Consider the following 19,932-nt stretch of genomic DNA (forward strand, 5'->3'; position numbering starts at 1 on the left):
GTTAAGGAAAATGGCATGGGGTTGGTTCGAATCTGGATGATTCTGAACCAACCCCTTTTCCTCGTGCACTAATTTTACCTTGCGAATCTGAACGTTGTCTTTTCGGCAGATGTTTGGCAATATGTTTCCAGACCTTGCTTAACGTCTGGTTCTGTTATGAACAAGATGGGGGTATTTGGAGCTTAATTTTGATTCTGCGATACGAACTGAGAGACTACAGGGGCAGGGTTCTCCTCGCCATTAAAGAACGTTCCGTAGAAGGCATGGTTTTGGAGCTGGCTTTCCAGAGAAAATGAGGGTAAGTCGGCTTCAGATGTTTCTAAGTATAACGATTTTTCCTGTATGCCCAACATTAGACGATAACGTTTGTTAAGAATGCTGTATTGAGTTTCTGCTAAAAGTAGTTCAAGGACGGCAACTTCCACATACTCGGGATCAGCAAAATGAAAATGATTCCAGGCATACTCGATTTTTTCCCGGGATTCCTCAATTTCTCCCAATAATCGTTCAGCCTCGCTCAGCGCTGGTTCATTCGGTGAAGAATACGATGAAAATAGGTTTTTAATTATAGCGCGCATATCATCACCCTCACTTTATTTGCGTGCTCTAATTTTAAGACTTCACTCTAGCTTTGCTCGGTTTGCCTAAGTATATGTAAATAGATTGCTGGATATGATTTTAAGAGGCTGAAAAAGTGTACCTTTAACCATTAAAATTCCTAATGTTATAAAAATCGCCTTTGTTGGGAAAGACTAGAAATAGTTTAGAACTTAAGAGGTGATTTTTTTGCCACACCGACGATGTCGGAAGTCCTGGGCGATTGTTCTTTGTGTGTTGATGTGTTTGTTTCTTTGGCAAGCTGAGATCTATCCTGTTTTAGGACAAGACGATCTGTATGAAATCATGTTTGCCAACTCTCACACCGGAGCCCAATCTTCTCGTTCCAATGAGTCTCAGCCAACAAAGTCGACTACCATAATTCCAACGTATAATATTATTGTTAATAACGGTCAGAATCAAAATAATAAATCGTCTCAAGATACATCACCACCAGATACAGGGCATCAAGTTCTCTCCCGCAGTTTGGGGCGTTTCGTAACTGAAGAGGAAGTCGATCTGTTATCCCGTGTAATTTATGGAGAGGCGCGAGGAGAGAATTTTGAAGGTCAAGTCGCTGTTGGAGCTGTCGTTTTAAATCGCCTTAAGGATCCGCATTTTCCGAAAACTATTTGGGGTGTTATTTATCAACCCGGTGCTTTTACGGCCGTTAAGGATCGGCAGATTCATCTTGATCCGAATGGCGTAGCCTATAAAGCTGCGGAAGCTGCGCTTTCAGGTGCTGACCCCACCGATGGGGCAATATATTATTATAATCCGCGGCTTACGAAAGATCGCTGGATAAAAAGCAGGCCTGTTATTAAAAAGATTGGGAACCATACGTTCAGTATTTAGCGACTTGTATGACGCAGCGTTCAGCCGTACATGCGCAGAGCAAACTAACCGTTCCAGCGACTGGTTTGGGGAGCGGGGTACATCCTACGGCGATAGTATTGTTTGGAGAATCCGCCTACGGCGATAATCTCCACCGGAGATTATCGTACCATAGGCGCCATCCGTGGCGCCATGGCGGCGGTGAACATCCCTGTTCACCGCCCCGTATCTGGGGTCGGTCGCTGGAACGGAAGTTTGCTGGGCTGCTTACGTAAAGGCCTCGCGCTTGCGTCATACTGCGTCCCGGGCTTGGTGTAACGGAACGAGAAAACGAGAATAAGAGAGACGTTTTTGGGTGACGGCACATTTTATGTGCGACGTCTGTTTCTTTAAAAATAGCCCCGCGTTTGCGGGGCTATTTGGCGTCTTTGGTTTGATATTTGGGTGAGGCATTTCCTTGGTGTAGAGTGAAGAAGGTGATTTCCGGGGGGACGTTGAAACGCAGCGGGATGATGCTTTCGCCAATGCCGCGGCTAATGTAGAGGGGAATGCCTTGGATGACATGGTATCCTTCGTAAATCCCTTTTTTGCCGAGGTATGTGTTGGTAACCAGGGGCGGCAGGCCGGGGATGCGAATTTGGCCTCCGTGGGTGTGTCCTGTTAGTAAGAGGTCGGCTCCGTAGAAGGCGACGTCGTCGAGGCAATCGGTGGAGTGGGCGAGGGCCAGGCGGAAGGGGGGTGTTGGGGAGGTTGGGGGTGAGGTGTGCGCTGAGGTTTGAGCGGTGAGGAGGTTTTGATAGGCTAGATCTACGTTGTCGTGTGCGGTTGCTGGGTCGTCGATGCCGATAATCCAGAGATTGAGTGAGGGAATAAAGGATGATTCATTGAGCAGGGGGATCCAGCCCAGGCCTTGAAGCTGTTTCAGAAAACGTTTCAATAAGGTATGTGACAGATGGCTGTAGTCATTGTTGCCTAGGACGACATATTTTCCGTAGGGGGCGGAGAGTTTTTCTAAGTAGGGGTTGACTTTATCGAGGTCGGTACGTGTTGAGATGATATCTCCGGTAAGGACGAGCAGGTCTGGTTTTTGGGCCATTGTGGTTTCGATGATGCGCTGGGGAGATATTTTCAGGGTTTCCAGATGTAAGTCGCTCAGTTGGCAGACGGTTTTTCCTTCCAGGACTTTTGGCAGTTTGGGATAGAATAGATCCCATATTTCGCTCTGTAATTCCCGGGTATCATGTTCCGCCCAGCCGAGCACTCCGGCGCCTCCGACGGGCAGCAGTGAAAGCAGCCAGTGGTTGACGATAAAACCGCCGGCTCCGCGGAAAAATTCCCGGCGTGAGATTTCTTTGGTAAATAGTGTGGTTAATTTATCCGGCATAGCGGCCTCCCTAAGAATAGTTTGCCTTTCTTAACAGTATATCAGAACTCTTCCTTTCATTTAATCATATCATGTTAAGAGGTTAGTATGAAATTATAAAGGAGGGGCGCAAGGTGAAGTTCAGCGGGAACACTCCTTCAAATCCTTATGAACCCATGGGTTCGCAGGGATTCCCAACATTACCTAATGCTCCATTGGCTCCGGGATACTCTCCCGGTACGATTCGTGATACTTTGGGGTCAAAACTTAAAGCGAACGGTATTTTTCAAAAGGATGGTCAAGTTCAAAATCTCCGAGGGGGATTTATCGGTCCTAAACAAGCCCCATTTTCAGGGCCTGCACCGGGGAACCCCTGGCAGGTTCCTCCCGTATCCCAGGGTATGGGCAGTTTCTCTCAGCCCCAGCTGCAAGGACCAAATCAGGGGATGAATCAGGCCAGACAGCTTATTCTTCAAGCGGCTCAAGAAGGAATTGCTGCTAACGGTGTAGCGACCATATCACCTGATAACAGTTTTCTGTTAGTAGCCAATCTTCCGCCGCCGCAGACCTTCCTGGGGCAAGGCCAGCTTGGTCAGTATGCGGCCTACCTTGTGGATAATAAAGGGAAGATGGGCTTCTTAGCCGGTGTTCTGCGTCCTGTCGGCAATGGTGTTTATAGGGCCCATTTTCAAAGTCCTGTTCCCTTGTACCCCTATACCCGAACGGTAGTTTCGGTGGAAGGCATCGGCCAGCTGGGCCAGGCACCCAACGGCCCTATTATTTTGAAAGTCCAAGAACCCCGAGGACCTGCGGCATTTCTCAGTCCGATGAAGAATACGGCTCAATCCTTCTGGGGTAAAGTCTCTAGCTTGTTTAGAGGCAAGAAACCGCCGGTCGGTCCTGAAGCGCTGCCTGGTGCCGGTGCACCACAAGTGCTGCCCGTCCCGAGTCAGATGGGAGTGCCGGCGGAAACCATGATGGCTCCTGAAGCCATGGTACCTTCTGAAACCATACTTCCTCCGCCAACCCCTTAGGCATATTCCCGGTTTTTATCCCCCGGAGGCCCTGCAAAGAGCAGGGCTTTCTTAAGGTCAGCGATGACGATGGAACTCGCAGCAATTTCTGGAGGGTTAAATAACTCGAGTAACTGGAAGTTTTTGCGGATTGATTATTTTTTCTTTACAGGGGAAAAAATATATTTGAAGTTAACTTTTTTCACTGTCGAGAAAAAAGTTTGATATTTGTAAACGTTTGCTATATATTTAGGCTGTGAAACGGGGTGTTTAACGTGATCCAGCGCGATGAGTATCTAGACCGGCTTAGCTCCGGACGCGAGAAGCAAATTATTAAAGTGGTCACCGGTGTTCGGCGTTGTGGAAAATCTACTCTATTTACCTTGTATATTGACTATCTAATATCCACTGGCGTTTCCGAGGATCAGATTATTTCAGTTAATCTTGAAGACGTGGAACATGAAGAACTATTGGACTACAAAGCATTGTACAATTTCGTGAAGGAGCGTCTGTGCAAGGATAAATATACTTATGTTTTTATTGATGAGGTGCAAAACTGTAATTCCTTTGAAAAGGCTGTAAACAGCCTTTTTATTAAACCAAATGTTGATGTCTATATCACCGGTTCAAATGCTTTCATGTTTTCCGGAGAACTGGCAACTCTTCTTTCTGGCCGCTACATCACAATTGACATGCTTCCCTTGTCTTTTAAAGAGTATTGCGAAGCCCCCAGTAGTGCTGGAAAAACTATACGGGAAAACTTTAACGACTATCTGCGATTCGGTTCTTTCCCTTATGTTGCTATAATTGAACGTTGCGATACGGTCGTGATACCGTATCTGGAAGGTATCTACAGCACAATTTTGTTAAAGGATGTTGCAAAACGGGAAGGTATAACTGACGTTTCTCTTCTGGAAAACATCATTAAATTTGTGGCTGCAAGCGTTGGAAGTCCGATCTCAGCTAAAAAAATCAGCGATACTATTAACTCAAGTGGACGCAAGATTTCAGTCAATACCGTAGAACGTTACCTGCGTGCCCTAACAGACAGTTATATTTTCTATAAAGTTGAGCGTTACGATATCAAAGGCAGACAGCATCTAAAAACATTGGGCAAATACTACCTTGTGGATTCTGGTATCCGTAATTTGTTACTTTCCACTTCATCCTCCGACCTTGGTCATATGATTGAAAACGTGGTTTACCTGGAGTTACTTAGGCGCGGGTTTAAGGTCAATATCGGAAAATTCTATGAAAAAGAGGTTGACTTTGTTGCCGGCGATATGAATGGAAGAACCTACTATCAGGTAGCGGCCTCGGTACTTGATGAAAGTACTTTAAATCGTGAACTGGAACCTTTGCAGAAAATTGCGGACAATTATCCAAAGATTCTTTTGACCCTTGACGATATTGGCCCTGGAAGGAATTTTGCAGGTATCCACCATCGCAATCTGCTTGACTGGCTTTGGCAAGAGGAGCCATAAAACCTATTAAAGAGTAAAAAACAGCCAGATTTAGTGGCCTGGCTATTTTTTGCAGCCTAAGTCGATTTTCTTATTCACAGTAAAAACAAAACGAGCACGATTAAAGCCATTAAGCTGTAGGTTGTGACCGTTACTGCAATGCCGATGGTTTTAAACGACAATTGAGCTAAGAGAACGTTGGAGAAGAAGGCGATGAAAAAGAAAAACGTAACGGCTAACATTCCTGCTCCGACGGTTGGGGACTGCAATACGGGAACCAGGCGGTTGAAGCCATAATCCCAGGCTGCCGGAGATTTAGAATTTGGATAATTGCAGAGTGGGGGTCTTGAGCATTCGTCTTTCAACCCGTTAAAAAGTGGCAATGCTGCTCCCCCCATTTCCATTAGGAATACCGATTCCGCTGCGCTCGATAAAGAACTGGGCGATGATGATTCCCAGAGCAATAATTAAGTTGCCGGGGACCCCGGGGATTTCAAATAAGGGGACGTTAAAGGAGGTGTCGGGACTTCCGTCAAACGGTGCAAAAGGAGCAGAAATTACTAAGGAAACGCTTAAGTTATCCGGGAATAGAGGCTCGTCAGTACCGACAGGGCCAAAACCCTGGCCTGGGACAGGCTGAGGGAGAGGCTGCATAGGTATTTGACCGTTCATTGTCGCCTGCATCAGCTGCGTCAGCTGGGGCAGGGTAAGAGTCACGGGATAATGTTCCGGTGTTGGGCGACTCAAGTTCGGTGGATGAGCTAATGAACGTTTAAAAAGAAATGTCATCAGCACATCAATACCGGCAACAATCATGGAAGCATACTCGATTTCCGTTGAGGCGATAGGAAACAACATGGCACTGACAGGGCAGAAGGGTAAACTGCGGCGAATAGGGCTGTCGACTAAAATAGTAAAGGAGAAAGAAGTAGCCGGTAAGGGGGGAGCACATTCAGTTCTTTGAATCACGGCTTTCCTCCTCTCCTTTACGTTTTTAGAACCAGGTGCAAATCGTTGCCCAGCTTCCTAAAATAATGACAATCAGAAAAGCTATGAATGTTACAGGATGTGTTATATCGTTGATAAAGTTCGGGCCCCGATAACCATTGATCATTTTAACCCCTGCCTTTGACTATTTCTGCGTTAATGGCGGTAGTTTGAGGTTTTTTACCATCTCAGGGGTGACCTGCATTTTTTCCATGGGGTTTCCGCCGCTGATTTTGTCAAGAATTTGTTGGGCCATGCCCTTTAGCTCTTCTGGAATGGGCAGGTCGCTTGCCGAAGGCAGCCCATGCATTGCAGTTGTCAAAGTTAGATTAACCATGGCCATCAGCTTTTCATAATTTTGCTGCTGTACAAAGTAGGTTTTAATCAGAGGATATTTATTCATTAGCCGTACTTTAAGATCAAGCAGAGCTAGAGATTCTTTCTCTGGAACCACTTTGCTAATCATTTGGGCAGTGACGAGATTGCGCTCTTTTTCCTGGTACTCGATGAATCCTTCTTTGCTTTGCGGATCAGCCATAATGGCAGTCTCTGCCGCCTTTAGGCCTTGAAGTTCGGGGGTCTGAGACAGGGCTTCTCCCAATTCGCGGGCCTTGTCAATGTAACTCATAAGGGCACCTCCTTATTTCCTTCTATAAAATATGCGCTAAGGAGCGCACTGGTGATGGGGTATTGACCTTTCAGGAGAGGGTTTCTGGGATATAGTTCTAAGAGGTGTTAGAAGGAAAGAGGAAAACGATGTAGAATAAGTAGTTTTTAGAAGGAAAAGGAGGAGTTTTTTCTATGCGTACTTATCGATTGGAGATACGCCTGATTCAAGCCGCCGCTGCACTGGCTTTTATCGTCGTTATCGCCGGATTTCTCGGATTGTGGGGTCAAGCCGGTAAGCCGTCGGGATCGGCAGCAGGTGCTGCGGAAACTCAGAGAACTGCTGCTTCCGTACAAACTCCCAGCAATTCAAAGATCGTAGCCTTAGGGGACTCCTTTACCCTGGGATATCCCTTGGACACAAAACATTCTTGGACTCAGCGCTTAGCCGATGATTTGAAGATAAGCGTTGTCAATAAGGGAAAAGGGAGCCAGACAGCCAAAGATTTGCTGGCTCGTTTCGATGCCGATGTGGTCAGTCAAAAGCCGGGCCGAGTGATTATTTTTGCCGGAACCGGGGATGCGCTCCAAAATGTTTCGCTGAAAGATTATCAAACGAATATTCAAGCGCTAGTCGAAAAGGCCAAAGCTAAGAACATTATTCCTGTCTTGGCCTTACCCATCTGGTATCCAAAGTATCAAACGGGTATCCAGGAATTTCGTGCTTGGGAAATTGATTACGCCCAAAAACAGTCGATTATGACCTTGGATTTTACGACAGTGCTGTTTGATAACTCTGAGAAATACATCGCTGGTTTAGCCTCTAAAGATGGAAAATACCCCAATGCCAAAGGTTATGAAGAAATGGGAGATTATGCGGCTAAACTGCTGAAGTAATGGGTATCAAGACATTACGCCGGAAGAAGCATACTGATCAGGGCGAAGAATAGGAAACCGATGGTTCCGCCGAGGAGAGCATAATGCGGATGGCGCTCCCGTGAGAGGGGGATTAGTTCTGCGAAGACGAGAAAGGTCATTGCTCCTGCGGCGAAGGCCAGAAAAAAGGCCAAAGAATTTTCTACTCCTTCGAGTGCCAGAAGACCGATTAAGGCTCCTAAAGGTGTGAAGACAGCTATTCCAATATTTAAAGCTAATATTTTCCACCGACGGATTCCAGCCATAGTTAAGGGTGCGGTTGTAGCCATTCCTTCGGGGAGATTATGTAAGGTAATAGCGATGGCAATAAGGAGACCGAGGCTGGCAGCAGCTTCCTGGCTGATGGCAATGGCCATTCCTTCCGGAATATCGTGTAAAGCAATCCCTGTTGCGACGAGCAGGCCGGTCCGTTTAAGACGCTGACGTCTTGTTAAAGGGAGTGACGAGTCCCTTCCCGGTGTCTTGAGCTGACGATCAGCGATCAGCATGAAGAGCAAGCCTAAAGCAAAGCCCAGGCTAACCTGAAGAGGCGGACCGATTTTCCAGGCATTGGGCAGCAGGTCAACACTGACCACGGCAAGCATCACTCCGCCTGCTCCTGCCAACAGTGAAGCCAGGATGCGCTCCTGCGGTTTACCGAACAAAAGAACAAGCAAACTTCCTAAGGTCGTAGCCAGTCCTGCGATGGTACTGATTTTAAAAATTTCCCATAGATCCTGCATGAGGGATCTCCTTTCCAAACGTTTAACCGCTATCATATTTATGGTCTAAAGCTGTGCTTTATACAAATATTTTCCGCAGTCAAATTCATTCTCTTGGAGTGAGTTCTTGTACTATTTTCGCGGACAAAGCATAGGCTTATTGTGAGGAAACCATAACGGAATCATAGCTTAAACGATCTGGGAGGGGGCATCAATCATTGAAAATCAGAGCAGGGTCTAAACTGGTAATAGGGATGATAGTCCTAAGTCTGTTGTCTCTTACGGGCTGCGGTACCTTGGAAACTCTTATCAACAAGGATGGGAAGGACAGCTCTTTTGGAAACTTTATTGGCGGGGATAAAACGGCGGCAATTTCTGCAGCAGCCTCGGCTTTGACTTCAACATCACCATCAGCATCACCATCGGCGGATAGCAAGGTCATCACACTCTATTTTCCAGACTCGACAGGAAAGTATCTTGTCAAAGAACAACGTACATTGCCTAAGACTATAAGTGTCGCCAGAGAAACGGTAACTGAGTGGTTAAAAGGACCGGCAGCAGCTAAAGGGACAAAAGATCAAGCCGCTGTCCCGGCCTCAACAGCACTTTTGGATATCGCTGTTAAAGGTGATTTGGTGGTCGTGGATTTAAGCAAAGAATTTCTGCAGCCCAGTTCCAAAGTTACACCGGAAGCGGCACTTTACGGCCTTGTCAATACACTGACCCAGTATTCAACAATAAAACAAGTCCAAATTCGCATCGAAGGTAAACCCCTTACGAAGTATGGCACAATTGATGCCACAAATTTGGTCAGTAAACCAAGTTTGGTAAAGGGATCAACACCTGTAACGAGTATAATTCCTAATCTCGGAAGCGGTACGGGAACAGATAAGAATAATGGTACCTCACAGCCGAATAAAACCGACAAGGCGCTTCCTGATTCTCCCAGCTCGATTAATCTCTTTAATTACCCGCCGAGTTCTACTTAACGAGGATTCAGTGGCATATTTCCTTGTGTACAACCCCTGAATCTATGCTAAAATAGAGTTAAATGGAGAATGGGGGACGAGAGATGGCGTCAACGGAAGATCTGACCAAACAATTAGAGGAGACCTTAAGACGAGCAAACACCATTTTGTTTAAGCGCGGACGATCGATTCTAGTCGGTATGGAAATTTCTTCTCTTCAGTTCAATGCACTCTTAAGTATCTGGGAATTTGGGCCGCTAACCATGGGTGAACTGGGGAAACACTTATTTGTAGCCTGCAGTACTGCCACAGATTTAGCAGATCGAATGGAACGAGCGCAGCTGGTAGAACGGGTTCGGGATAAAAATGACCGAAGAATGGTTCGACTGCGTTTATTGGACAAAGGCCATGAAATTGTTGATGCTGTTATCGTTGAACGGCAAAACTTTTTGAGTGACGTTCTCGAGAATTATTCAGAAGAGGAATATCAGAAGCTGCTTCAGAGCTTAGAACTTCTGGAACAGCGGATGAACTTATAATAATTATGAGAAAAAAATACCTTCGCTTGCTTAAGTGGAGGTATTTTTTGGCATATTAAGAAGTGAGTTATCTGCCTGGAGCAGCATGGTAGCAAAATCTTCATAAAATCTTTAAAATTAGCTTAAATACAACTAAAATTTACGCGGTATACTGAGACTATTAAAATTTTAGATCGAGAGCTGGAGGGAGCTGTGGACGTGGGAACCAAAATTGTATTAGTGGATGATGAGGCTGAGATTTTAACCCTTGTGCGAGACTATCTTACGAGGGATGGCTTTAGTGTTGTTACGGCGCAGAACGGTCTTGAGGGGATTGAACTCATCGAAAAGGAAAAACCGGATTTGGTGCTGCTTGATTGGATGCTGCCGGGAATGAGCGGGTTAGAAATGTGTAAGCGTTTGCGTGAGACAAGCACAATCCCCATCATCATGTTAACGGCTAAGTCAGAGGAGATTGATCGTGTTTTAGGACTTGAGTTTGGCGCCGATGATTATATCGTTAAGCCCTTTAGCCTGAGGGAGTTGGCAGCCCGCATTAAAACAGTACTGCGGCGCTCCACCGGGGGCGTTCAGGAGAACTCCAATTCATCTCTCCTCATGCGCGGAGACTTGACCATTGATGTTACAAGTCATAAGGTCACGAAAAAAGGGCAGGAATTGCTTCTGACACCGACAGAGTTCAATATTCTTCATTTATTGGCCTTGCGTCCGGGGACGGTCTACAGCCGCCTCCAACTACTACGTCAAGCCATGGGAGAAGAGTATCTTTATTATGAACGTTCTATCGATACTCATGTCTCGAACTTGCGCAAAAAAATCGAAGATAATCCCAGTGATCCGAAATATATTGAAACCGTATTTGGGGTCGGGTATCGGTTTGGTGAGGACCTATGACGTTAAGGCGTAAGTTTATCTTGGCTTTAATCGGCATGGTTGTTTTTATGTCCATTGTTTTTGCCGGTATTGCTCTTTCTTCAACTCAGGCTTTGATTGGACATGCTGAAACCTATGTGCAGCAGTCTTTTGGAGATCACTTGAATCAACTGCTCAGCGTTTACTATGAGGGACACAGCAGCTGGCAGGGGGTTCAGGACCACGTTTCCCAGGCTATGACCAAACCGCCTGATCCTAAATTTGCCCACCCGCCACGGGATTTTCAACATTTTTTAGTCTTTAACCAAAACAATATAGTCATTGTTGATCCTTCGAATAAAGATCTGGGCAAACAGCTCACTGATCTTCCTGCTTATGAAAAAATCGAAAAGCAATGGCAGCCAATCACGGCCAATGGGAAAATAGTGGGGCATTATTGGCAGGCGATACACACCTCTATGGTCGACAGCAAGTTGGCGAAAACGATCGGGACTTCCATTATTCAAGGCATGATTATCGGCTTAATTATTACGTCTCTAATCGCGCTGCTTTTAGGGCTGCTCTTAACCCGGCATTTTACCCAGCCTTTAAATCGTCTCATGGAAGCCGTACGGCGGGTTGGTGACGGTGATCTGGCTTCACGTGTCGAAGTCGAAGGCGATGGCGATATCGCCCTTTTGGCTCGTGATTTTAATAAAATGACGGAGCAATTGAATCGCAATGAAGAAGTGAGACGCAACATGGTGGCCGATATTGCCCACGAATTGCGGACTCCTCTGGCAGTTATCCTGGGTAAACTGGAATCTATTCAAGAGGGAGTGCTGCCTTCAACTCCGGAGACAATTCTGCCTATTCAGGATGAAACCTTAAGACTTATTCGCTTGGTTCGCGACTTGCAGCAGCTAAGTCTGGCAGAAGCGGGCAAATTGCCTATGGCCCTAAGTACCGTTAATCTTCGGACTATTGTCGGAAAAATTATGGAACAATTTCAAATAGAATTTGAGGAACGCGGTTTAAATATCAATATCAGCGGCGGGAAGATTCCGGAGATCATCGGAGATGCCGATCGGTTAACCCAGGTTTTCGTCAACTTAATTGGCAATGCGCTTTTGCATACTCCATCAGGAGGATCTCTGAGTGTTCTCTTAGAAGAGGTGGAAAGTCTTCCGGAAAATGAAGTGACCGGCGAGGATGTCTCACGGCGCTTGCGGGATGTTTTTCGGAGAAAGGACGATAAAACTGAGGAAGCGGGTTCTAAGGAAAAAAATTCCCGGGATGAATCTGTAACCGGAGGATGGGTGCAGGTAACCGTGAGAGATTCCGGCGAAGGAATTCCTGTGGAGGAACTCGACCATATCTTTGATCGCTTTTATCGAGTTGACAAATCACGAGAACGAGAGAACGGCGGAACTGGTTTAGGCTTGGCTATTGCTAAAGAATTCATCCAGGCACACGGAGGAACAATCAAGGTTGAGAGTAAACTTGGCGAAGGAAGCAGTTTCCGGATTTTACTGCCTGTAAGGCCCCAAACTCTTTAAATGTCAATCCTTAACAATATCTTAAGAAGTCCTTCCTCGTTTGAACAAAAGTCTATGGTATTCTAAGCAAGAATTATTTTTAACGTATAAGCAGAGAGATACTTAAGATTTGTGTTTAAACGAGCGAGAAAAGGAGAAAGAGTATGAACAAAAAAAAGGTGACCATTGGGGTAATTGGTGTTCTGCTGGTCTTGGGAGGGGGCTATTGGGCGTATAAGCATTTTACGGCAAAACCGGCGGCAGCTGCTTATACAACCTCCAAGGCTAAAATGGGTGATGTTCAAAAAGTGATTACGGCAACCGGAACTGTTAATTATCCCCACGCGATTACCTTAACCTTTCCGACCTCAGGAAACGCCTCTTCTGCCGGAAAAATCGTAGAATTAAATGTAAAAGCAGGGGATACGGTTAAAGCGGGGGAAGTCCTTGCCAAGATCGATGATACAAAATTAAAAACCTCTGTTTTGCAGGCTGAAGCCAATGTAACTTCTGCCGAAACGAAGTATCAGGACCTTGAAGATTCCTATAATGCTCAAACCATTGCACAAGCGGAGTCGACCCTTGCCAAAGCACAGCAGAGTTTAACGACTGCCCAGCAGAATGCAGATCCTGGCTATTTGTCCAATCAAGTGACTTTGGCCAACAGTAACGTTAAACAAGCCAGCGACAATTTGGCCAAAGCACAGTTGAGCGGGAATTCTTCCTCTATTCAATCGGCGCAAAGCTCTCTGAATTCAGCTTTAGAAGCTTTAACGACAGCTCAGAACAATCAAAATGGAGGAGCGGCCAAAGCTTTAGCTGCTGCCCAGGCTGATGTTACTGCGGCTCAATATCAAGTGGATCAACAGAAGCAAGGCCCGAAATCCTCAGATGTGCAATCGGCTCAGGCTAGTATTCAAATCGCTCAGGCTCAGCTCGCCAGCGCTCAGGCGGACTTAGCTAATGCTTCAATCATTGCGCCGGTAGATGCTGTGGTCGTGGATTGCCCGCTGCAACTGGGGCAAGATTCGGATTCCAAATCCATCATTACGATCACTCCTGTAGGTGACAAACTTGAAGTAGATGCTGCAATCGACCAGGCAGATATTACTCAATGCAAAGTCGGACAAAAAGTCGATATTACCCTTGACTCCTATCCCAATAACCATATCAGTGGGACAGTCAATGCTGTCGCTTTGCAGGGCACAACGACTTCAAACGTTACCACCTATCAGGTCACAGCGACAGTTGACCAAAACAGTGACCTTCTCCGGGCAGGCATGAATGCCAATGTCAATATTATTGTCGCTGAAGCGAAAAATGTTTTAACTGTGCCGAGCGAAGCGGTTAAGACCAGGGGAACACAATCGTTCGTTTTGGTACCTGCAGCTCCGGGCACAACGTCCGCAACAGCCAATTCCCAGGCACAGTCCCAATCTCAAGGACAATCCAAAACCGGTTCCAACCAAGCAGGCAACGCGGCTAACGGATATTCAGGTGCTAGAAAATCAGGCAGCGGATCCACTGGCTCTGGAAATGGCGGCAGCGGATATTCAGGAACAAGAAGTGGCGCCGGCAGCAAAAATGCTATGGCTAATGTGCGTATGGTTCCCGTCGTGGTTGGTCTTGACGATGGCACTAATGTGGAAATCAAGAGCGGTTTGCAAGAAGGGCAGGAAGTCGTTACCGGTACGGTTTCCAACACCACGACGACTAATTCTAACTCGAATTCCAAGTCTGGATTTGGCTTTGGCGGCGGCGCTGCAAGAGCTGTGACTGGCGGCGGCGGACGTCCCAGAGGAAATTAAGTGAGCTAGCTTTAGAATACGTTAGGAGGGATGCAATTTGATCGATCTTAAAGGGATTAAAAAGATCTATGCCAACGGTGATATTCAAGTTGCTGCCTTAGCCGGGGTGGATCTTCACGTGGGAGCTAGTGAGTTTGTTTCCATCATGGGACCCTCCGGTTCCGGTAAATCATCAATGATGAATATTTTGGGCTGCTTGGATACCCCCACCGAAGGAGAGTATTTTCTCGACGGAACCGATGTGGCCAAAGCAAGCGGTGACCAGTTGTCGGTGATTCGCAATCGTAAGATCGGCTTTGTTTTCCAGGGATTTAATCTCTTGCCCCGTACGACGGCGGTAGAAAATGTCGAGCTTCCTATGCTTTACGCCGGGGTACCCAGCAAAGAAAGGCGTACTCGTGCCATTGCAGCCTTGGAATCTGTCGGCCTCGGCGGCCGGGTTTATCATAAACCTAAAGAGCTCTCGGGAGGTCAACAGCAGCGGGTAGCCATTGCCCGCGCCCTTGTTACCAATCCTTCGATTATTTTAGCTGACGAACCCACAGGGAATTTAGACAGTAAGTCCAGTGAAGAGGTTATGGCTATTTTTCAGCGGCTGCATGAGTCAGGCAATACCATTGTCCTGGTAACTCATGAACCGGATATTGCGGAATTTACGGAACGGATCGTCCATTTCCGTGATGGCAACATTGAAGGGGATGAGAAGGTTGCCAATCCTCGTAAAGCTCGAGCTCAGATTGTCGAGGAGGGAGTAGCAAAGTGAACTTTCTAGAAAGTATTCGGGTCTCTCTGCGAGCCTTGCGGGCCAACAAGCTGCGTTCTGCCCTCACCATGCTGGGGATGATTATCGGGGTTGCGGCTGTTATCGCCATGGTGGGCATAGGCAACGGAGCGACAGCTTCGATTACCTCACAGATTCAAGGCTTGGGTTCAAATCTCCTGACCATCAGCTCGGGACAGTCTAATTCCGGAGGAGTCCGGGGAGGAATGGGCAGTTCCGATACTTTAAAAATGACGGATGTCGATAAAATTCAGATCGGAACGGCTGTGAAAGCGGTCGCTCCTGTCGCGAATACCAATGGACAAGTGGTTTTTGGCTCGGGCAACACCTCGACCACGATTATGGGGACGACTCAGGATTATCAGGAAATTAAAAACGTAACCATGGCCACGGGACGTTATATTACAACAGACGATGTTGACAAGGGCGCCCGTGTGGCTGTCCTTGGCCCTACTGTAGTTACGGACCTTTTCGGCGATGCTAATGCTTCAGTGATCGGCAAAGTCATTAAAATTAACAACGTACCTTTCCAAGTTATCGGAGTGACAACTGCAACAGGATCTACCGGTTTTATGAGCAGTGACGATATGATTACCGCACCTATTTCTACCATCCAGGAGCGTTTGCTGGGGAAAAAGACCGTTCGTAATATCCTGGTCTCAGCGACTTCGGCGGATCAAATGCAAGCCGCTCAAAATCAGATTACAGCCGAGCTGGAAAGGGCTCATAAAATCCAAGCCGGACAAAATGATGATTTTACGATTCAAAATCAGGCCGATATGTTACAAACTATGACGGGAGTAACCCAAACTTTGACCATGCTCCTGGGCGGTATTGCCGGAATTTCCCTCTTGGTTGGGGGAATTGGCATTATGAATATCATGCTTGTTTCGGTTACCGAACGAACACGGGAGATCGGAATTCGTAAAGCCATCGGAGCTAAAGGTATGGATATTATGCTGCAATTTCTCATTGAAGCTATTGTGCTTAGTATTCTGGGAGGTGGGATTGGGATTGTTCTCGGCTTTGGAGGATCAACCCTGGCTGGGAAAGCCTTAAAGATGAGTACCAGTATTTCCCCAATGTCTGTGTTGGTCGCCTTCGGTTTCTCTGCAGCCATCGGCATAATCTTCGGAGTGTTTCCGGCCCGAAAAGCGGCTTCGATGGATCCAATTGACGCTTTAAGATACGAGTAATCTATCAATTATCATGGTCATTAGGATTTTGCTGCTTGCTTCCAGGTATTTGATTCGATTGTGCAAATTTTAGTTATCGGAAAAGTTGGAAAGGGGAAAAATATGAGGAAAAGTAAACGGGCCCAGGTAGTGATGAGCGTTCTGGCCATCGTGATTTTGCTGATAGGGATGATTCCGGGGATAGCAGCAGCTTCAAGTACTACTGACGATTACAGTACATGGCTCGCCTATCTCAGTTTTGCGACCAGTGCCGATTCCACATTGATTGCCGGAGAAACGGGTAACATTAATGTTCAGCTTTGGGATAATAACTCGAATCCTTTCTCTGGCTCAGTTGCCAGTGCAACGATCACTGATGCCAACGGAGTTTCTAAAATTTATCAAGTCTCCGGAAATAGCGGCGATTACACCGTTAGCAATGTAACGCTCGATACAGCCGGAGATTATCAGTTAGTGATTCGTCAGGGTGCCATCGGCACAGCGTATGCTGCAGGAACGATTACAGTTTTAGATGCCAAGACTCTTGTCACAGATCCTATGTATATTAATACAGATAATACGATCAGGGTCAAAGTAACGGATACCGACGGCAATCCTTTGATGCGCAAATCCGGAACGATTGACGGTACATTAGTCGGTGCTTCCTCAATCTCTTATACAACCCTAAGCGATGGAACCTTTACCTTCAATATGACTCCGACTCAATTTGGGAATGTTAATATTCTCTATGCCGGACATATTATCGGTACCATACCGGTTCTTCCGGCCTACACTCAAAGTACCCGCATCGGAGGGAATTCCGGGGATAATGTCTCTTTGGCGATCAGTGTGGCCCAAAGCGGCTGGACTTCCGGTACCCCAAATGTCATCTTAACCAGAGACGATCAATTTTCGGATGCTCTTGCCGCTGCTCCCCTTTCGAAGAAGCTTGATGCCCCGATTCTTATGACCGGTTCTTCTACATTGGATGCTCGCACGTTAACAGAGATCCGGAATCTGGGAGCTAAAAATATCTATATTGTCGGTGGGACTGTTGCAGTCTCTCAAGGAATTCAAGATAGTTTAAGCAATGAGTTTACCGTGACCCGAATTGCCGGTCAGCAGGCTTACGATACGGCGGCCCAGATCTCTGCGACGGTGGGGATTGATCCCACCCAGACCGTTTATATCGCTAATTATGCCGCAATTCCCGATGCTATCGCCATCAGCGCTTTTGCTGCTGAACAAGGGAGTCCGATTCTCCTCACGGAAAGAGATACCGTGCCCTCTTCCACGGCCAAGGCTTTGACAGACCTTAAGGCCAGCAACGTTGTTTTGCTGGGAGGGACAGCGGTTATTGGGAATTCGGTGCAAAATCAATTAAGCTCCAACTATCACGTTAAACGTTGGGGCGGCTATGATCAATATGACACGCAAAATATTATTTTTCAAAATCTTTTTAATACCTCTAAGCCTCAGACGCCGCTTTATTTCGCCTCCGGCCTCGTGCGCCAAGGTGATGTGAGCTCGGGAAATCCTAAGGCCGATGCTTTGGTAACAGCGGCTTTAGCTGCTAAACAAGGCGGGTTTGTTGCTATGGTTCCGCAATATACGATTCCTTCGAGTTTGAATTACTTCCTGCTGTATAATGTGGGTTATATTAAGCAAGCGTCAGTTGTTGGGACGAACAGCAGTGTTTCGTTGGATTTGGAGTCGGAGCTTAAGGATTTGTTGGCGCATTAGCGCATTTGGTCGAGAGTTTGCTCTTTTTGCAGGCACTCGCTCATGGGTCGGGCAGCTTCGCCCACAGCGTTCACTCAGCATTCCAAGGCTCGCTCACTCGTTTGCGCGGGAGCTACACCGAACCACAGGGTAGTACCTGATGTGAACCACGGTTCCGCTCTCCTGCGCAAACTTTGTGAGCTTTACCGCCTCTCCATGCAATGAGTTCACTCTTGTGGGCGAAGCTGCCTTCCTCTGTGGTCCATGGTTTTCTAGGGTAAACAATCTTAAGACGAAGACCGGATTTCCTTATTGGTTTAATCGTAAGGGGTCTGGTCTTCTCTTTTTTAAGTCGACGCTGATGGCGCATTGTAGGATAAATATAGATTCTTCGGGTCAGGTATTTGGGCCCATATCGCTCATTCGTATTCCTATGCTAAATCATTTGCTCGTGCGGGAGCTATCTTCGAAAGATAAGTATCTTTGGAGATAGCCGCTTTGGGCCATCAGTGATGAGGGATGTTAGAGTGGTCTAATGCAGGTTGCTGCATCATTTATTTTCACATTGCTTACCCTCCCGAATTACTATAAAATGGTTTTAAAGGAGGAAATTAATAGGGATTATATATTGTAAAACAAACCAATAGCGAGAATTATTTCTTTTGAGATATCAATATAAGTGATCGGCACGAGTCCCTAAACTTTCATTGATATGCGACTATGAGATTAATATAAATTGTTAATTTTTGGGTAGTGGGAGGTTTGAATGATGAAAGAGTATTGCTATAACTGCGATGCGGACGTTGAGTATAGCATTAAAGAAGTAATGATTGAAACTGATATGAAGGACGCTGTTTTCTCATATTTAGCGAGAATTGCTTATTGTAACGACTGTGGAGAGGAAATATATATTGCTGGATTAAGTGATGAAAATATAAAAACTGCCAATAAGGTATATAGGGAATTAAAGGGTTAATACAAGCTAATGTAATCGAAGATCTTCTATACTAAATTAAGCGTCGTGGATAAGTTATTTAGAACTGATGTTGGGTAATAATTTGAGGGCGGCGGTAATCATCTCATCACAAAAAGTTAAATAAGGTTAGTTATTAGTGTAGAATTGCATAAATTAAGAATTCGAAAATACTAATAATTTTGGATGACTTGATTTGAACTAATTGAACAAGCATATGAAAGGTGATACGCTATGAATCAAGAAGGAGAAACACTGTCTAATAAGGAGGGCGAAAATATGAACATTGTTGCAAGGGATCAGGGATATAGAAAAACATCATTATCATTACGAAAAATCAAAGAAATTTCTGTTCGCCCAGTAGCCATTAAAGACGGGAAATTCCTGTTTGATAGAAACGATAAAGACCACCAGTATATTGTAAACGAAGGAGAATAAGGGGCTTTAAATGCATTGTTTTGGCTTAGGCGATATTTTTTATTTTGATATTGGTTTTGATGACATGCCAGGGGAATCGAAGAAAAGGCCAGCAATAATTATGATTCAAGAGGGCGATAAATTTTTTATTTTAGTATCGACTACAACTGTTCCTCCCCATGATCCTCCTAAATATTTTGATCAATTCAAGATACCGATTTTAAATTGGCGAAAATCAGGACTTTTAAGACCTTCATGGGGTCTTGGCTATAAACTTATACAGGTTACTAGACAAGAACTTATGCATCAAGTTAAAAGAGAAGATATTCTTGGGGTTATGCCCCAAGCGGATTTTGATTTCTTATTAAGTGAAATTGAACGTATTCATAAAGACTTATGAGCAATAACGAAAACTTAGTTGGCGTTCGGAGACACTGTCTGCGCAGAAATTAGCATTCTTGCAACCTTTAGCGAAAGCGCGTAAGCTAAGTTGAATATATTATGTTAGAGGAAAGCATACAATCGAAGGTTATGCTTTCTGATAGGGCTAGAAAAAAGACGGGGTTCCCGTCTTTTTTGATGCCTAGTTTTTAATAACTCCGATTTTTACAATTCTGGGTACGAATTATAAATTAATTTTCATAAAATACTAGGAATCG

General features: G+C 45.8%; 22 protein-coding genes. 16 read left to right on the top strand and 6 right to left on the bottom strand.

Annotated elements, in window-relative coordinates:
* Positions 1 to 182 precede the first annotated feature (182 nt).
* Positions 183 to 578: a hypothetical protein gene (locus B5771_RS15155; RefSeq protein ID WP_088188293.1), complete on the bottom strand. Its 396-nt coding sequence runs from the start codon at positions 576 to 578 to the stop codon at positions 183 to 185.
* A gap of 208 nt (positions 579 to 786) precedes the next feature.
* On the opposite strand from B5771_RS15155, the gene B5771_RS15160 reads away from it, so the two are divergent.
* A complete protein-coding gene (locus B5771_RS15160; RefSeq protein WP_242966857.1) occupies positions 787 to 1,452 on the top strand; it encodes a cell wall hydrolase in 666 nt (221 codons plus the stop codon).
* A gap of 8 nt (positions 1,453 to 1,460) precedes the next feature.
* Positions 1,461 to 1,706, top strand: a complete 246-nt coding sequence (locus B5771_RS23910; RefSeq protein ID WP_140417743.1) for a hypothetical protein — start codon at positions 1,461 to 1,463, stop codon at positions 1,704 to 1,706.
* 140 nt (positions 1,707 to 1,846) lie between these two features.
* Here B5771_RS23910 and B5771_RS15165 read toward each other — a convergent pair whose 3' ends face one another.
* Positions 1,847 to 2,815, bottom strand: coding sequence for a metallophosphoesterase (locus tag B5771_RS15165; RefSeq protein ID WP_088188294.1), 969 nt, complete (start codon positions 2,813 to 2,815; stop codon positions 1,847 to 1,849).
* A gap of 113 nt (positions 2,816 to 2,928) precedes the next feature.
* On the opposite strand from B5771_RS15165, the gene B5771_RS15170 reads away from it, so the two are divergent.
* Positions 2,929 to 3,828, top strand: coding sequence for a hypothetical protein (locus B5771_RS15170; protein ID WP_088188295.1), 900 nt, complete (start codon positions 2,929 to 2,931; stop codon positions 3,826 to 3,828).
* Between the two features lie 254 nt (positions 3,829 to 4,082).
* A complete protein-coding gene (locus tag B5771_RS15175; protein WP_088188296.1) occupies positions 4,083 to 5,291 on the top strand; it encodes an ATP-binding protein in 1,209 nt (402 codons plus the stop codon).
* A 74-nt stretch (positions 5,292 to 5,365) separates the two neighbouring features.
* On the opposite strand, the gene B5771_RS15180 is transcribed toward B5771_RS15175, so the two are convergent.
* From B5771_RS15180 to B5771_RS15190, 3 genes are all read right to left on the bottom strand, one after another.
* Positions 5,366 to 5,653: a hypothetical protein gene (locus B5771_RS15180; protein ID WP_088188297.1), complete on the bottom strand. Its 288-nt coding sequence runs from the start codon at positions 5,651 to 5,653 to the stop codon at positions 5,366 to 5,368.
* Positions 5,640 to 6,239: a hypothetical protein gene (locus B5771_RS15185; protein WP_088188298.1), complete on the bottom strand. Its 600-nt coding sequence runs from the start codon at positions 6,237 to 6,239 to the stop codon at positions 5,640 to 5,642. Before B5771_RS15185 ends, B5771_RS15180 begins: the two co-directional genes overlap by 14 nt.
* A gap of 163 nt (positions 6,240 to 6,402) precedes the next feature.
* A complete protein-coding gene (locus B5771_RS15190) occupies positions 6,403 to 6,885 on the bottom strand; it encodes a YlbF family regulator (protein ID WP_088188299.1) in 483 nt (160 codons plus the stop codon).
* Between the two features lie 173 nt (positions 6,886 to 7,058).
* On the opposite strand from B5771_RS15190, the gene B5771_RS15195 reads away from it, so the two are divergent.
* Entirely contained in the window at positions 7,059 to 7,760 is a 702-nt protein-coding gene (locus B5771_RS15195; protein ID WP_088188300.1) for a GDSL-type esterase/lipase family protein, read from the top strand.
* Between the two features lie 14 nt (positions 7,761 to 7,774).
* Here the strand turns inward: B5771_RS15195 and B5771_RS15200 are convergent, their stop codons facing one another.
* Positions 7,775 to 8,521, bottom strand: coding sequence for a ZIP family metal transporter (locus tag B5771_RS15200; RefSeq protein WP_088188301.1), 747 nt, complete (start codon positions 8,519 to 8,521; stop codon positions 7,775 to 7,777).
* Between the two features lie 197 nt (positions 8,522 to 8,718).
* Between B5771_RS15200 and B5771_RS15205 the strand changes: the two genes are divergently transcribed.
* From B5771_RS15205 to B5771_RS15255, 11 genes are all read left to right on the top strand, one after another.
* Complete coding sequence (locus tag B5771_RS15205; protein ID WP_088188302.1) at positions 8,719 to 9,489, top strand: GerMN domain-containing protein; 771 nt, start codon at positions 8,719 to 8,721, stop codon at positions 9,487 to 9,489.
* 83 nt (positions 9,490 to 9,572) lie between these two features.
* Positions 9,573 to 10,007: a MarR family transcriptional regulator gene (locus B5771_RS15210; protein WP_088188303.1), complete on the top strand. Its 435-nt coding sequence runs from the start codon at positions 9,573 to 9,575 to the stop codon at positions 10,005 to 10,007.
* Between the two features lie 198 nt (positions 10,008 to 10,205).
* Positions 10,206 to 10,901 (top strand): response regulator transcription factor, encoded by a 696-nt coding sequence (locus B5771_RS15215; RefSeq protein WP_088188304.1) that lies wholly within the window; start codon positions 10,206 to 10,208, stop codon positions 10,899 to 10,901.
* Entirely contained in the window at positions 10,898 to 12,418 is a 1,521-nt protein-coding gene (locus B5771_RS15220) for an ATP-binding protein (RefSeq protein WP_088188305.1), read from the top strand. The genes B5771_RS15215 and B5771_RS15220 overlap by 4 nt, the downstream gene beginning before the upstream one ends.
* Positions 12,419 to 12,561: 143 nt before the next feature.
* Positions 12,562 to 14,205, top strand: a complete 1,644-nt coding sequence (locus B5771_RS15225; RefSeq protein WP_088188306.1) for an HlyD family efflux transporter periplasmic adaptor subunit — start codon at positions 12,562 to 12,564, stop codon at positions 14,203 to 14,205.
* 37 nt (positions 14,206 to 14,242) lie between these two features.
* A complete protein-coding gene (locus B5771_RS15230) occupies positions 14,243 to 14,968 on the top strand; it encodes an ABC transporter ATP-binding protein (RefSeq protein ID WP_088188307.1) in 726 nt (241 codons plus the stop codon).
* Positions 14,965 to 16,182, top strand: a complete 1,218-nt coding sequence (locus B5771_RS15235) for an ABC transporter permease (protein ID WP_088188308.1) — start codon at positions 14,965 to 14,967, stop codon at positions 16,180 to 16,182. Before B5771_RS15230 ends, B5771_RS15235 begins: the two co-directional genes overlap by 4 nt.
* A gap of 102 nt (positions 16,183 to 16,284) precedes the next feature.
* Positions 16,285 to 17,904, top strand: a complete 1,620-nt coding sequence (locus B5771_RS15240) for a cell wall-binding repeat-containing protein (protein WP_172408287.1) — start codon at positions 16,285 to 16,287, stop codon at positions 17,902 to 17,904.
* 745 nt (positions 17,905 to 18,649) lie between these two features.
* Positions 18,650 to 18,859 carry a hypothetical protein gene (locus tag B5771_RS15245; RefSeq protein ID WP_140417744.1) on the top strand — a complete coding sequence of 70 codons (210 nt, stop codon included), beginning with the start codon at positions 18,650 to 18,652 and terminating at the stop codon, positions 18,857 to 18,859.
* A gap of 231 nt (positions 18,860 to 19,090) precedes the next feature.
* On the top strand, positions 19,091 to 19,294 hold the full coding sequence (locus B5771_RS15250) for a hypothetical protein (RefSeq protein ID WP_088188310.1): 204 nt from the start codon (positions 19,091 to 19,093) through the stop codon (positions 19,292 to 19,294).
* A gap of 10 nt (positions 19,295 to 19,304) precedes the next feature.
* Positions 19,305 to 19,673: a hypothetical protein gene (locus B5771_RS15255; RefSeq protein ID WP_088188311.1), complete on the top strand. Its 369-nt coding sequence runs from the start codon at positions 19,305 to 19,307 to the stop codon at positions 19,671 to 19,673.
* Positions 19,674 to 19,932 lie beyond the last annotated feature (259 nt).

It is taken from the genome of Desulfosporosinus sp. FKA (assembly GCF_002196785.1).
Classification (GTDB): domain Bacteria; phylum Bacillota; class Desulfitobacteriia; order Desulfitobacteriales; family Desulfitobacteriaceae; genus Desulfosporosinus; species Desulfosporosinus acididurans.

Coding starts and splice junctions, on each gene's coding strand:
- B5771_RS15155 (WP_088188293.1), bottom strand. CDS start 578: ATGCGCGCTATAATTAAAAACCTATTTTCATCGTATTCTTCACCGAAT.
- B5771_RS23910 (WP_140417743.1), top strand. CDS start 1,461: ATGACGCAGCGTTCAGCCGTACATGCGCAGAGCAAACTAACCGTTCCA.
- B5771_RS15165 (WP_088188294.1), bottom strand. CDS start 2,815: ATGCCGGATAAATTAACCACACTATTTACCAAAGAAATCTCACGCCGG.
- B5771_RS15190 (WP_088188299.1), bottom strand. CDS start 6,885: ATGAGTTACATTGACAAGGCCCGCGAATTGGGAGAAGCCCTGTCTCAG.
- B5771_RS15195 (WP_088188300.1), top strand. CDS start 7,059: ATGCGTACTTATCGATTGGAGATACGCCTGATTCAAGCCGCCGCTGCA.
- B5771_RS15200 (WP_088188301.1), bottom strand. CDS start 8,521: ATGCAGGATCTATGGGAAATTTTTAAAATCAGTACCATCGCAGGACTG.
- B5771_RS15210 (WP_088188303.1), top strand. CDS start 9,573: ATGGCGTCAACGGAAGATCTGACCAAACAATTAGAGGAGACCTTAAGA.
- B5771_RS15220 (WP_088188305.1), top strand. CDS start 10,898: ATGACGTTAAGGCGTAAGTTTATCTTGGCTTTAATCGGCATGGTTGTT.
- B5771_RS15225 (WP_088188306.1), top strand. CDS start 12,562: ATGAACAAAAAAAAGGTGACCATTGGGGTAATTGGTGTTCTGCTGGTC.
- B5771_RS15240 (WP_172408287.1), top strand. CDS start 16,285: ATGAGGAAAAGTAAACGGGCCCAGGTAGTGATGAGCGTTCTGGCCATC.
- B5771_RS15245 (WP_140417744.1), top strand. CDS start 18,650: ATGATGAAAGAGTATTGCTATAACTGCGATGCGGACGTTGAGTATAGC.
- B5771_RS15250 (WP_088188310.1), top strand. CDS start 19,091: ATGAATCAAGAAGGAGAAACACTGTCTAATAAGGAGGGCGAAAATATG.
- B5771_RS15255 (WP_088188311.1), top strand. CDS start 19,305: ATGCATTGTTTTGGCTTAGGCGATATTTTTTATTTTGATATTGGTTTT.